The 12369-nt window shown below is 76.7% G+C and carries 16 protein-coding genes; 9 read left to right on the top strand and 7 right to left on the bottom strand.

The genetic code is table 11. The features are described from left to right. The first annotated feature begins 43 nt into the window (after window positions 1-43). The 4 genes from HNR08_RS19055 to HNR08_RS19040 are packed head-to-tail and all read left to right on the top strand — an operon-like array spanning window position 44 to window position 2724. Complete coding sequence (locus tag HNR08_RS19055) at window positions 44-328, top strand: helix-turn-helix transcriptional regulator (protein ID WP_146838412.1); 285 nt, start codon at window positions 44-46, stop codon at window positions 326-328. Window positions 329-358: 30 nt separating this feature from the next. Then, window positions 359-1393, top strand: a complete 1035-nt coding sequence (locus HNR08_RS19050) for a S66 family peptidase (protein WP_146838410.1) — start codon at window positions 359-361, stop codon at window positions 1391-1393. Window positions 1394-1444: 51 nt separating this feature from the next. After that, window positions 1445-2413 (top strand): NAD-dependent epimerase/dehydratase family protein, encoded by a 969-nt coding sequence (locus HNR08_RS19045; RefSeq protein WP_146838408.1) that lies wholly within the window; start codon window positions 1445-1447, stop codon window positions 2411-2413. Next, a complete protein-coding gene (locus tag HNR08_RS19040) occupies window positions 2410-2724 on the top strand; it encodes a dihydrofolate reductase family protein (RefSeq protein ID WP_146838406.1) in 315 nt (104 codons plus the stop codon). Before HNR08_RS19045 ends, HNR08_RS19040 begins: the two co-directional genes overlap by 4 nt. 9 nt (window positions 2725-2733) lie before the next feature. Here the strand turns inward: HNR08_RS19040 and HNR08_RS19035 are convergent, their stop codons facing one another. Next, window positions 2734-3732: a serine hydrolase domain-containing protein gene (locus HNR08_RS19035; protein ID WP_146838404.1), complete on the bottom strand. Its 999-nt coding sequence runs from the start codon at window positions 3730-3732 to the stop codon at window positions 2734-2736. 72 nt (window positions 3733-3804) lie between these two features. On the opposite strand from HNR08_RS19035, the gene HNR08_RS19030 reads away from it, so the two are divergent. Together HNR08_RS19030 and HNR08_RS19025 are read left to right on the top strand one after the other, a co-directional pair. Beyond that, window positions 3805-4386 (top strand): hypothetical protein, encoded by a 582-nt coding sequence (locus HNR08_RS19030; RefSeq protein ID WP_146838402.1) that lies wholly within the window; start codon window positions 3805-3807, stop codon window positions 4384-4386. Then, window positions 4383-4709 carry a transcriptional regulator gene (locus tag HNR08_RS19025; protein ID WP_146838400.1) on the top strand — a complete coding sequence of 109 codons (327 nt, stop codon included), beginning with the start codon at window positions 4383-4385 and terminating at the stop codon, window positions 4707-4709. Before HNR08_RS19030 ends, HNR08_RS19025 begins: the two co-directional genes overlap by 4 nt. Window positions 4710-4718: 9 nt before the next feature. On the opposite strand, the gene HNR08_RS19020 is transcribed toward HNR08_RS19025, so the two are convergent. The 4 genes from HNR08_RS19020 to HNR08_RS19010 all read right to left on the bottom strand — a co-directional run bounded on the left by HNR08_RS19020 (window position 4719) and on the right by HNR08_RS19010 (window position 7092). After that, entirely contained in the window at window positions 4719-5060 is a 342-nt protein-coding gene (locus HNR08_RS19020) for a VOC family protein (RefSeq protein WP_146838398.1), read from the bottom strand. Between the two features lie 40 nt (window positions 5061-5100). Further along, window positions 5101-6267 (bottom strand): epoxide hydrolase family protein, encoded by a 1167-nt coding sequence (locus tag HNR08_RS19015; protein ID WP_222596021.1) that lies wholly within the window; start codon window positions 6265-6267, stop codon window positions 5101-5103. Continuing rightward, the gene (locus tag HNR08_RS22020; RefSeq protein ID WP_216447764.1) at window positions 6255-6440 is read right to left on the bottom strand and encodes a hypothetical protein; all 186 of its coding nucleotides are present in this window, start codon (window positions 6438-6440) and stop codon (window positions 6255-6257) included. Before HNR08_RS22020 ends, HNR08_RS19015 begins: the two co-directional genes overlap by 13 nt. A gap of 106 nt (window positions 6441-6546) precedes the next feature. Further along, a complete protein-coding gene (locus HNR08_RS19010; protein ID WP_146838394.1) occupies window positions 6547-7092 on the bottom strand; it encodes an NUDIX domain-containing protein in 546 nt (181 codons plus the stop codon). Between the two features lie 120 nt (window positions 7093-7212). Here HNR08_RS19010 and HNR08_RS19005 point away from each other — a divergent pair, with 120 nt between their 5' ends. The 3 genes from HNR08_RS19005 (at window position 7213) to HNR08_RS18995 (ending at window position 9671) form a co-directional block, all read left to right on the top strand. Next, window positions 7213-8034 (top strand): SDR family oxidoreductase, encoded by an 822-nt coding sequence (locus HNR08_RS19005; RefSeq protein ID WP_146838392.1) that lies wholly within the window; start codon window positions 7213-7215, stop codon window positions 8032-8034. Window positions 8035-8102: 68 nt separating this feature from the next. Beyond that, entirely contained in the window at window positions 8103-9200 is a 1098-nt protein-coding gene (locus HNR08_RS19000; RefSeq protein ID WP_246803087.1) for a carboxylate-amine ligase, read from the top strand. 126 nt (window positions 9201-9326) lie between these two features. Then, complete coding sequence (locus tag HNR08_RS18995; RefSeq protein ID WP_146838390.1) at window positions 9327-9671, top strand: RNA polymerase-binding protein RbpA; 345 nt, start codon at window positions 9327-9329, stop codon at window positions 9669-9671. A gap of 69 nt (window positions 9672-9740) precedes the next feature. On the opposite strand, the gene HNR08_RS18990 is transcribed toward HNR08_RS18995, so the two are convergent. Then, window positions 9741-10511: a polyprenol monophosphomannose synthase gene (locus tag HNR08_RS18990; protein ID WP_146838388.1), complete on the bottom strand. Its 771-nt coding sequence runs from the start codon at window positions 10509-10511 to the stop codon at window positions 9741-9743. Further along, window positions 10508-12073 carry an apolipoprotein N-acyltransferase gene (gene lnt, locus HNR08_RS18985; RefSeq protein WP_146838386.1) on the bottom strand — a complete coding sequence of 522 codons (1566 nt, stop codon included), beginning with the start codon at window positions 12071-12073 and terminating at the stop codon, window positions 10508-10510. The genes HNR08_RS18990 and lnt overlap by 4 nt, the downstream gene beginning before the upstream one ends. Between the last annotated feature and the right edge of the window lie 296 nt (window positions 12074-12369).

The raw sequence follows: 12369 nt of genomic DNA, 5'->3' as shown, positions 1-12369 counted from the left end.
ATAACTATCCCGGCCATGCTATCCCGGTATTACTATCGGTCCCATGGTCCGCCTGCCGCTGTCCCCCGCCGAGGTCGAGCGCGGCCGCCGCCTGGGCGCCCTCCTGCGGGAGGCCCGGGGCGCCCGGTCGATGCTCCGCACCGCGCTGGACGCCGGCGTCTCCCCGGAGACGCTGCGCAAGATCGAGTCCGGCCGGGTCGCGACGCCGGCCTTCCCCACGATCGCCGCGATCGCCGACGTCCTGGGGCTGTCCCTCGACGCGGTGTGGGCGGAGATCAGCGCGGCCGACGCGTCCACCGACCGCGCGCGGGAACCGCTCGCCTCCTGACGCGGGCCCGCGCCTGCCAGACTGCGACCCGTGATCCGCTACCCGCGCCCCCTGGTCCCGGGCGACGTCGTCGGCGTCGCCGCCCCGTCCTCCGGCGTCGAGGACCGGCACGCCGCGCGGCTCGACGTCGCCGTGCGGCACCTCACCGACCAGGGCCTGGGGGTCCGGCTCGGACCGCTCGTGCGACACGCCGGGATCGTCAGCGGGCCGCCGGCCGCGCGCGCCGCCGAGCTGACCGGGCTGATGACCGACCCCGCCGTCCGGGCCGTCGTGCCGCCGTGGGGCGGGGAGATCGCGCTGGACCTGCTGCCGCACCTGGACCTCGACGTGCTCGCAGCCGACCCCACCTGGTTCGTCGGCTACTCGGACGTCTCCACACTGCTGCTGCCGCTCACGCTGCGCACCGGCGTCGCGACGCTGCACGGGCAGAACCTCATGGACACGCCCTACCGGGTGCCCGAGCCGATGCTGCCGTGGCTCGACGTCGTGCGCGCCGAGCCCGGGGCGACGCTCGTGCAGGGCGCGGCGCCGCGGTACCGGTCGGGCGGCTTCGACGACTACGCGGCCGACGCCGGGGTCACCGAGTACGCCCTGGACGCGCCCGGCGGGTGGACCCGGGTCGACGACGGCGGACGCGACGGCGGCGACGTGCACGCCACCGGCCGGCTGGTCGGCGGCTGCCTCGAGACGATGTCACACCTGGCCGGGACGCCCTACGGGGACGTCGGCGCGTTCGCGGCCGCGCACGCCCCCGAGGGCACGATCGTCTACCTGGAGGCCGCGGGCACGGACGCCGCCGACGTCACCCGCCGGCTGCTCGGCCTCCGGTACGCGGGCTGGTTCGCGCACGCCAACGCCGTGCTGATCGGCCGCACCGCCGGGCCCGACGCGCCCGGGCTCACGCAGCACGACGCCGCCCGGCACGCGCTCGGCGACCTGGGCGTGCCGGTCCTGGTCGACGTCGACTGCGGGCACGTCCCGCCGCACCTCGCGCTGGTGAACGGCGCGCTGGCCACCGTCGAGCACGCGCGGGCCGGCTCGGTGCTCACGCAGACCCTGGCCTGAGCGGGCCGGCACCCCTGGTCACGCCCCGCCCGCACGGTGTTGGCTGGCGGGATGCGACGGGTGCTGGTGCTGGGCGGGACGGGGTGGCTCGGGCGGGAGGTCGCACGCGCGGCGCTCGCGGACGGGGCGGAGGTCGTGTGCGTCGCGCGCGGCGAGTCCGGCGCGGTGCCGGCGGGTGCGACGCTCGCGCGCGCCGACCGGACGGCGCCCGGGGCGTACGACGCGCTGGGTGGCGACTGGGACGAGGTGGTCGAGCTGGCGTCGGCTCCGGGTCTGGTCGTCCCCGCGCTCGCCGCCCTCGCGCCACGGGCCGCGCACTGGACGCTGGTGTCGACGGTCTCGGTCTACCGGCGCGACGACGAGCCCGGCGCCGACGAGACGGCCGACCTGGTCGAGCCGCGGGACCTCACCGCGTACCCGGACGCCAAGGTCGCCGCCGAGCGGGCGTCCGCGGACCACCTGGGCGACCGGCTGCTGATCGCCCGTCCCGGCCTGATCGTCGGACCCGGCGACCCGACGGACCGGTTCGGCTACTGGCCCGCGCGGCTGCACCGCGGTGGGGCGGTCCTGGTGCCGGACGCGGCCGGCCGGTACGTCCAGGTGGTCGACGTCGCCGACCTGGCGGGGTGGATCGCGCGCGCCGGGGCCGCCGGGGCGACCGGCCGCGTGAACGCCGTGGGCCGCCCGCACCGGATGGACGAGTTCTTCGCGGCGGTCCGGGCCGCGACGGGGTTCGACGGCGAGCTGGTGGTGGCCGACGACGCGTGGCTCCTCGACCACGACGTCCGGTACTGGGCGGGGCCGCGGTCGCTGCCGCTGTGGCTGCCGGCCGACGCCACCGGGTTCGCCCGGCGGGACGGCGCCGCCTACCTGGCCGCCGGCGGGACCGTCCGCCCGCTCGAGGACACGATCGCCCGCACCCTGGCCGACGAGGTCGCTCGCGGCGCCGGTCGACGCCGCCGCGCCGGCCTCGACCCCGACGACGAGGCCGCCCTGCTCGCGCAGCGGGTGCCGGCATGAGGCTGACCACGACGACCCACGTCTCGCTCGACGGCGTCGAGGCCGCGGTCCGCGCCCTGAAGGACGGCCCCGACGGCGAGCTGCTGGTGCCGGGCAGCGGCGTCCTCGTCCGGCGGCTGCTCGCCCGCGGCCTGGTCGACCGCATGGACCTGGTCGTCCACCCGCTCGTCGTCGGCCAGGGCACCCGGCTGTTCCCCGACGCCGGGCCGGACGCCGCCCTGGAGCTCGAGAGGTCCCGGACCACGGCCCGCGGAGTGACGATCCAGACGTACCGGGTGACCGGCGGGCGGCCGGGGTACGCGCGGTCCTGAGCCCCCGGCTCAGCCGGCGGCCGGCTCGCGCAGGACCGGCCACGCGCCGTCGGACGTGTTGGCGATCACGGTGACCGTCAGTCCCGTCCGCGGGTCGTGCCGGGTGCGGGCCGAGACGCCGGCGTCGTACCCCTCCAGCACGAGGTCGTCGGACTCGAGACCCCGCCAGAACCCGCGCCCGTACCGCATGCCCTCGTCCTCGACGGTGCTCACGGGCTCGGTGAGCGTCGCGAGCGTCGCCGCGGAGACGATGCGGTGCGCCGTCAGCGCGCGCCAGAACGCCGCGAGGTCGGCCGCCGTGGTCACGAGCCCGCCGTCGCCGCTCCCCCGCACCGGCAGGTGCAGCACGTTGGTGCGCGGGCCGTCCTCGTCCAGGTACCCGACGGCGAGGTCGGCGGCGGGCTCGTCGGTGCGCGGGAACCCGGTGCGCTCCATCCCGGCACGCGCGAGCACCCGCTCGGCGACCAGGTCCGGGAACGGCGTCCCGGACACCCGCTGCGCGACGAGCGCCAGCAGCACGAACCCGCTGTTGCTGTAGGCGAACCCGGCGCCCGGCTCCGCGACCTGCGGGTGCCCGTCGAGCATCGGCAGGTAGGCCTCGGTGTCGTCCAGGACGTGCGGCGGCAGGGTGAGCACGTAGTCGGTGATGGCGCCGTCGCCGCTCTCGTCCAGGTAGTCGCCGATGCCGGACGTGTGGCTCAGCAGGTGGGCGAGCGTCACCCGGTCGTCCACGAGCGGGAGGTCGGCGCCGAGCACCGGGCGCACGGGGTCGTCCCACCCGAGCCGGCCCTCTTCGACGAGGGACCCGATGACCAGGGCCGTGAACCCCTTGGCGACGCTGGCCACGGCGAACCGCTGGTCGACCTCGGCCGCGAGCCGGCGCGCGCGGTCCGCCCAGCCGTAGGCGCGGGCGAGCAGCACCTCGTCGCCGCGGCTGACGTGGACGACGCCGCTGAAGCCGCTCGCGACGGCGCGCTCGTGCAGGGCGGGGCCGGGGTCGACGCTCATCGCGCGACCCTAGCCGCCGCGACTCGCCCGGACTCGCCCCACGCGGTCACTCTGTCTGGCAGAGTAACCGCCATGGCCTACCTCGACCGCCTCCTCGAGCGGGAGCGCGCCGCGCGCCACGCCCGCTCGATCCCGCTCGCTGCCGTGACCGTCGCCCTCGGCGTCCTCACCTGGCACCACGCCGCGCGCCTGTACCCGACCCCGATCGAGACCCTCACGCCGTTCGTCACGTTCGCCGCGGTGTTCCTCGCGATGCGCCTGCAGCGGGCGGTCACCGGCGCCGGTGCCGGCTCCGACGGCTACGGCGCCGTCGTGATCGCGCTGGCCGTGCTGCTCGTCGTCACGCCCGTCGGGTTCCTGCTGCCGATGTTCGCGGGCGCGGAGGCGCTGCTGGGGCTCGGCCTGGTCGTGCTCGGCTGGCGAGGCCGGGACCGCGCGCTCTGGGTGCCCGGGATCGTCCTCGTCGGGGTCGGCCCGTTCGTGCACCTCAACGGCGCGGCCAACACGCTGGTCGTGCTCCCGGATCCGGACACGGCGGTGCTCGCCCTGACCGCGGCGGCGTTCGCCGGGTTGACCGTCGCCGCCGTCGCGCGCGAGCGGCGCCGCGCGGTGCCGCTGCCCCCGCCCGCCGGGTCCCCCGAGCCGCTCGGATGACCGAGCCGCACCCGCTGTCCCGCCTGGACGAGACGGTGCACCAGCGGGCCCGCCTCGGCATCCTCGCGGTGCTGTCCGAGCGCACGGACGCGGACTTCAGCTACCTCAAACGCGCGCTGGCCCTGACCGACGGCAACCTCGGCCGGCACCTCGACGTGCTGGTCGGCTCCGGGCTGGTCGCGCTGCGCCGCGGATACGACGGCCGCCGCACGCGGACCTGGGCCCGGATCACCCCGGCGGGCCGGCAGGCGCTGCTGACGGAGCTGGACCTGCTGCGCTCGATCGCGGCGCTCGTGGAGGCCGCCCGCGACGACGAGGGCTGACCGGGCCGGTCAGCAGCAGAACGGGTTCCCGTCCGGGTCGGCCAGGACGACCCAGTCCCCGTGGCTGTCGCTGCGCCGGTCGACGAGGCGCCCGCCGAGCCGCTCGACCTCCGCGATCGTCGCCTCCCGGTCCGCGGTGCGGCAGTCGAGGTGGATCCACCCGGGCGCCGCCGCGGCCTCGTCGGCCTGCTGGAACAGCAGGCGGGTGCGACCCTCCCCGGGGTCCACGAGCACGAACCGGTTGCCCGCGTCGCGCGGGGTGCCGCCGACGAGGGCGGCCCAGAACCCCGCCAGCGCCCAGGGGTCGCGGCTGTTGACGGTCACGCAGTCGACGCTGAGGAGCGGTGCCATGCCGCGAGCGTAGGGGTGACCTCCGACACCGGGGCCCGGGTCAGGCCGCCGGGCGGTACGGCCGGAAGAACTCCCGCAGCTCGGCGGCGTACGCCTCGGGCTGCTCGACCGGCGCGAAGTGCCCGCCGCGCGGCGGCTCGGTCACCCGGACGACGTGCGAGGTGCGCTCCAGCCACGCGCGCGGCGGGCGCAGGATGTCGCCGCCGAACAGGGCGAACCCCGACGGCACCTCCACCCGGCGGCTCAGCTGGTCGCGCGGGATCGCCGCGTTCGCGCGGTACATCCGCATCGAGGACCCGATCGTCCCCGTGACCCAGTACCGCGTGACGTTCGTGAGGACCTCGTCCCGGGTGAACGCCCGCTCGACGTCGCCGCCGCCGTCGCTCCACGCGCGGAGCTTCTCGACGATCCACGCCGCGAGACCCGCCGGCGAGTCGGTCAGCCCGACGGCCGCCGTCATCGGCTTCGTGCGGTGCACCGCGCCGTACGCGCCCTCGGCCGCGCCCCACGCGGCGACCTCCGCGAACCAGGCCCGCTCCTCGTCGGTGAGGTCCGCGGGCGGACCCGCGTGGTACGGGATGCCGGCGTCCATCCGGTGCACCGCCACGACGCGGTCGGGATGGTCCAGCGCCAGGTACCGGCTGACATGGCTGCCGATGTCGCCGCCCGCGGCGCCGAACGTCGCGTAGCCGAGCGCGGACATGAGGTCGGCCCAGAGGCCCGCGACCTCGACGGAGTCCCGCGCCCGGGCGGGCTTGTCCGACCACCCGAAGCCCGGCATGTCGGGGACGACGACGTCGAACGCGTCGGCGGGGTCCGCGCCATGCGCTCCGGGGTCGGTCAGCAGCAGGACGACCTTCTCGTACCGCCACGCCGAGTCGGGCCAGCCGTGGCACAGCACCAGCGGCAGCACCGGGCCCTCGGGCGCGACCGCGCGGGCGTGCACGGCGTGCACCGCGAGGTCGCCCAGCCGCACCCGGACCCGCGGCAGCCGCGCGGCGGCCTCCTCCTGGGCGGCCCAGTCGAAGTCCTCGGCCCAGTACCCGACGAGGTCCCGCAGGTACGCGAGGTCGGTGCCGGCGTCCCAGCCGGCGTCCTCGGGGGCGTCGGGCCACCGGGTCGCGCGCAGCCGCGCCCGCAGGTCGGCGAGGACCCCGGGGTCGGTGCGCGGGACGAACGGCTCCCCGGGCACGGTCAGACGGCGCACTCGCAGACGAGGTTGTACTCGACGACCTGCTCGCCGTCCTCCGGCCGGGCCCAGGCCTCCGCCTCGGCGCGCGACCCGAACCGCCGCCCCGCGAGCCGCCCGTTGGCGAGCAGCACGCTCACCTCGATCTGGGTGCGCGGGTCGTCGAGGTCGACCGCGGTGTCCTGGCTCATGTCCGTCCTCCTGCGTCGCGCGGCGGGATCGCCGCCCCATCGTCCAGCACAACGCGGACGGCCGCCGGAACATGCCCCGCGGCGGCGACCGGCGCGGGCGCCCGGATCAGCGCACCCGGCCGTCGGCGATCGCCGCGTGCATCAGGGCGGCCACCGACTCGCCGTCCGTGATCGCCCCCGTGCGCACCAGGTCCAGCACCTCCGGCCACGGCACCCGACGGACCGCGACGATCCCCTCCTCGGCCTGACCCTCGCCCGCGGACACCGGCCGCACCCCGCGCGCGAGGAACACCCGTCCCGGCGCGCGGCACACCCCGTTGAGCGAGTACACCTCGCCGAGCGCCTGCCAGTCGTCCGACTCCAGCCCGGTCTCCTCGCGCAGCTCCCGCCGGGCGGCGACCAGCAGGTCCTCGCCGTCCGACCCGCCCGCGGGCACCTCGAGCGACATCCGGCCGACGGTGTAGCGCTCGAGCTCGACGAGCACGACCTCGTCGTCCGCGGTCACCGGCACCACGAACACCGCGGGCTGCCGGACCTCGACCACGCCGTAGATGCCGGCGCCGCCGTCCGGCCGGGTCACCGCGTCCTCCCGCACCCGGATCCACGGGTTCTCGTACACGGTGGTGGAGCGGTGCGTCTGCCAGGCGGCCATGGTCAGCGAGCGTAGCCGCGCCGGCGGCCCCAGCGGTGGCGCGCCCGGCCCGCCCGCGCGAGCGTGGGGTGCGCGGCCCGGGTCCCGGCGGCCGCACCCGCACCGGCCCCAGGAGGCACCGTGAGCGCCCAGGACCCCACCGCCCGGCCCGACCCCACCCGCGTGCTCGTCACCGGCGCCGACTCCGGCATCGGCAAGGCGTGCGCCGTCCGGCTGGCCCGCCCGGGCGGCCACGTCGCGATCACCTGGCACGAGGACGAGGACGGCGCCCGCCGCACGGCCGACGAGGTGCGGGAGCGCGGCGCCGAGCCGCACGTGCTGCGCCTCGACCTGTCCGAGCCCACGGACGCGCCCGGGGTGGTCGACGCGGCCGTCGCCGCCATGGGCGGGCTCGACGCGGTGGTGCTCGCCGCGGGGACCGGGACGGCCACGCCGCTGCTCCACCTCGACTTCGCCACCTGGCGGCACGTCCTGGCGGTGGACCTGGACGGCGCGTTCCTCTGCCTGCAGACCGCCGCCCGGCACCTCGTCGCGGCGGGGGCGGGCGGCCGCATCGTCGCGATCACCAGCGTCCACGAGCACGCCCCGCGGGTCGGTGCCGCCCCCTACTGCGCCGCGAAGGGCGGGCTCGGCCTGCTGGTGCAGGTCGCGGCGCTGGAGCTCGCGGAGCACGGCGTCACCGTGAACGCCGTCGCGCCGGGCGAGATCGCCACGCCCATGACCGGCCAGGAGGACGAGACGGTGCTCAGCGACCACGAGCGCCCGGGCATCCCGCTGCGCCGGCCCGGGGACGCCCGCGAGGTGGCCGCGGTCGTCGAGCTGCTGTGCTCCCCCGACGGCGGGTACACGACCGGGGCGTCGTGGGCCGTCGACGGCGGGATGCTCCGGATGGGCCCGATGGCGGGCTCGCACCTCCAGGCGGACGGCTGGCGGCGGCCCTGAGCGCCGGGGCGGCGCCGCCCACCCCGCTCAGCAGGACAGATGCGACGCCGCCGGTCAGACTGCGGTGCGTGCGGACGATCGGTGTCGAGGAAGAGTTCCTGCTGGTGTCGGAGGACGGCGCGCCCCGGGCGGTGGCGGCGGCCGCGCTGCAGCACGCGTCCACCCAGGACGGGGACGACGACCCCGACCAGCCGGGCGGCTCCCTGGAGAAGGAGTTCGCCCAGGAGCAGATCGAGACCTCCACCCACCCGTGCGCCGACCTGCCGGCGCTGCTGGAGGAGGTGCGCGCGGGGCGGTGGCGGGCGGACGCCTCCGCGCAGCACGCCGGCGCCCGGATCGCCGCGCTGGCGACCTCGCCCCGCCCCGCCGACCCGAGCGTCGTGGTGAACCGCCGGGCGCAGGACATCGCGCAGCAGTTCGGGCAGACCGCCCGCGACCAGCTCACCTCCGGCTGCCACGTGCACGTCGAGGTCGCGGACGACACCGAGGGCGTGCGGGTCGTCGACCACCTGCGCCGGTGGAACCCCGTGCTGCTGGCCCTCAGCGCGAACAGCCCGTTCTGGCACGGCGACGACTCCGGCTACCAGAGCTTCCGGTCCCAGGTCTGGGGCCGCTGGCCGACCGCCGGCCCGACCGCCCCGTTCGGCGACGCCGCCACCTACCGGCGCACCGTCGCCGAGCTCGTCGCCAGCGGGACCATCCTCGACACCGGGATGGTCTACTTCGACGCCCGGCTGTCGGCCCGCTACCCGACGGTCGAGGTGCGGGTCGCGGACGTCTGCCTCGACCCGCAGGACGCGGTGCTGCTCGCCGCCCTGGTGCGCGGGCTGGCGGAGACGGCGCTCGCGGACGGCGCGGAGCCGGGGCCGCAGCCGCGCACCGAGGTGGTGCGGGTCGCGGCGTGGCGCGCCGCGCGCTCCGGCCTCGGCGGCGACCTGCTCTCCCCCGGGACCGGCCGGCCCGCCCCGGCCGCCGCGGTGGTCGACGAGCTCGTGACGCACGTCACGCCGGCGCTCGAGTCGACCGGCGACCTGGCCTGGGTGCGCGAGCACCTCGCGGCGCTGCTGGACCGCGGGAACGGCGCCCAGCAGCAGCGACGCTGGCGGCACGAGGGCGCGGACGACCGCGAGCTGGTCCGGCGGGCCGTGCACGCGACCCTCGCCTGAGGTCCGCCGCAGCCGCTCGCCGCGCGTTCACGGGACCTTCACGACAGACTGGAACACTGAACGGTCCCCGGACGTTGAGCACCTCGAGTAAGCAATACGTCTGCACGTCAAGGCACGGAGGTCCTGATGTCGAACCGGTCCCTGCGCGGTATGCGCATCGGGTCCCACAGCATGGAGACGGACGAGGGCGTCGACTTCGCCCCGCGTCTCCAGGCCTACTACGACTGCCCGAACGGGCACACGATCATCCTGCCGTTCTCGGTCGAGGCCGACGTCCCGGTGGTGTGGGAGTGCCGGTGCGGCGCGGAGGCGCTCCTGCGCGACGCGTCCAAGCCGGAGCCGAAGGCCACGAAGCCGCCCCGCACGCACTGGGACATGCTGCTCGAGCGCCGCACCATCAAGGAGCTCGAGGAGCTGCTGGACGAGCGCCTCGACCTGCTCCGCGCCGGCAAGCTGCGCCGCAGCGCCTGAGCCCCCCGCACGCACGTGCCCCGCACCCCACCGGGTGCGGGGCACGTCGTCGTTCCCGGGAGCGTCCGCCTAGCCGCGGCGCCGCCCGCGGCGCAGGAGGTCGCGCACCTGCCGCGCCCGCTCCTGCGCGCCCCACACGGTCACGCGCACCAGCGCCTCGACGACGATGGACCGGCTCATCTTCGACCGGCCCTCGGCGCGCTCCACGAACGTGATCGGCACCTCGACCACCCGGCCGCCGGCGCGCAGCACCCGCCAGGCCATGTCGATCTGGAAGCAGTACCCGTGGGAGGCGACCTCGTCCAGCGCCAGGCCGCCCAGCGTCGCCGCCCGGTACGCCCGGAAGCCCGCCGTGGAGTCCCGCACCGGCAGCCCCATCGCGAGCCACGCGTAGGCGTTCGCGCCCCGGGACAGCAGCTGGCGGTGCAGCGGCCAGTTCACGACCCGCCCGCCGCGCACCCAGCGCGAGCCGATGACGAGCTCGGCGTCCGGCACCCGCTCGAGCAGCCGCGGGAGGTCCTCCGCCCGGTGCGACCCGTCGGCGTCCATCTCGACGACCGTGCCGTACCCGCGCTCCAGCGCCCAGCGGAACCCCGCCACGTAGGCGGTGCCGAGTCCCTGCTTGCCGGTGCGGTGCAGCACGTGGACCGCCCGGCGCCCCCGGTCCGCGGCGTCCTTCTCGGCCAGCCGCTCGGCGAGCTCGCCGGTGCCGTCGGGCGAGGCGTCGTCCACGACCAGCACGTCGGCGTCGGGCACCCAGCGGGCCAGGGCCTGCAGCGCGCGCGGCAGGCTGTCCCGCTCGTCGTAGGTCGGGACCACGACCAGCGTCGCCCCGGTCACGCAGCGGCCTCCGGGCGGTCGTCGCGGCGCACCCGCCGCGCCCCGGCCATCCCGGCGCCGGTCATCACCAGCGCCAGCGCGCCCACGATCCCGCTCGGCCAGGCGCCCATCGCCACCGCCGGGGTCGTCGACCGGCGCAGGGGCAGCCGGGCCACGAGCTGCTCGGCCGTGAACAGCCCGGTGCTCTGCGCGACCGTGCCGTTCGGGCTGATGACGGCGCTCACGCCGACCGTCGAGACCTGGACCGTCGCGCGCCCGGTCTCCACGGCGCGCAGCCGGGACATCGCGAGCTGCTGCGTCGACTCGGCCGAGTAGCCGAACGACGCGTTGTTCGTCTGCACCACCAGCACCTCGGCGCCCTCGCGCACGCTCTCCCGGACGATCGGGTCGTAGGCGACCTCGAAGCAGATGACGTCGCCGATCCGCACGGTGCGCCCGAGCCGCGCGGACTCCAGCGGGATCACGCCGGGCTCGGTGCCGGCGATCATGTCGTGCTGCACGAGGTCGACGGCCGACGAGAACGGCCGGACCAGGTCGCGCAGCGGGATGTACTCGGCGAACGGCGCGGGACGCTGCTTGGAGTACCGCGCCACCGGGCCCTCGCCCGGCGCCCAGAGGATCGACGTGTTGTACCGCCCGCCGGACTCCGGGTACTCGATCGTCCCGACGAGGACCGGCGCGCCGACCGCCTGCGCGGCCCCGTCGATCGCCGCGGCCGCCCCGGCGTCCACCTGCGGGTCGATGTCGGTGCCGTTCTCCGGCCACAGCACGACGTCGAGGTCGCCCGGAGCCACCTGGTCGAGCAGCGCGTACGTCCCGGCCACGTGGTTGTCCAGCACCTCCCGCCGCCGGTCGAACGCGTGCAGCCCCGGCTCGGACACGTTGCCCTGCACGGCGCCGGCGGTGAGCGTGCCTTCCTCTGCGCGCGTGTCCATCGGGACGAGCAGACCGACCACCACGAGCGCGACGGCCAGGGCCAGCCGCCCCAGCGTGGGCAGCAGGGCGAACCGACGGGCGGCGGTCCAGGCGAGGGCGAGCGCGGCGCCGGCGGCGGCGACGACGAACGACACCAGCGGCGCGCCCCCGAGCCGGGCGAGCGCGAGCACGGGCGAGTCGGCCTGGGAGAACGCGAGCCGCCCCCAGGGGAACCCGCCGAACGGCCAGATCGAGCGCAGCTCCTCGACCGCGACCCAGAGCACCGCGAACACCACGATCTGCAGCGACCCGCGCCGCCACACCGCCTCGCCGCGGCGGGCCCAGGACCACGCGGCGGCGAACAGCGCGACGAAGCCGGCCTCCGCCACGGACAGCGCCACCCACGGCACCGCACCGACCGCGTCGTCGGCCCAGGTGAGCAGCGGCAGGAAGAAGGCGACGCCCCAGATCAGGCCGACGAGGGCGTTCCACCGGGCGCTGTCGCGCCGCATCGCGAGGAACAGCAGGGCCATCCCCGGGGCGGCGGCGTACCACCAGCCGAGGTCGGGGAACGCGGACCACGTGAGGAGCCCGCCGAGGAGCGCCAGGACCGCGCTCCACCAGCGGGAGGGGTCACGTCGGGGCACCGCGCCAGGGTACGGCACCCGGCTGTCCGTCGGGGCCGCCCCCGGGCCCGGGCCGACCGACCGGCCCGCGTGTCCTTCGTACCGCACGACACCGCGGAGCGGTGCCCGTTCTCTAGTGAACACGCGGGCCTGGTCGGAGCCCGACGTGGTCCGCCGATGTCCGCCCCCTCAGCGGCTGCCGCTCCGGGCGCCGTCGTCCGGACCACTGCCGAGAACCTACCGAAACGACCGGGGGTGTCAAGGGCCCCCCGGGGCAGGTCACCGGCATCCGCCGAGGTCAGGGCGGGCGCCGAGCG

The organism is Cellulomonas hominis (assembly GCF_014201095.1).
In the GTDB taxonomy this organism is placed as follows: domain Bacteria; phylum Actinomycetota; class Actinomycetes; order Actinomycetales; family Cellulomonadaceae; genus Cellulomonas; species Cellulomonas hominis.
This window is presented reverse-complemented; position numbering and strand designations above follow the sequence as displayed.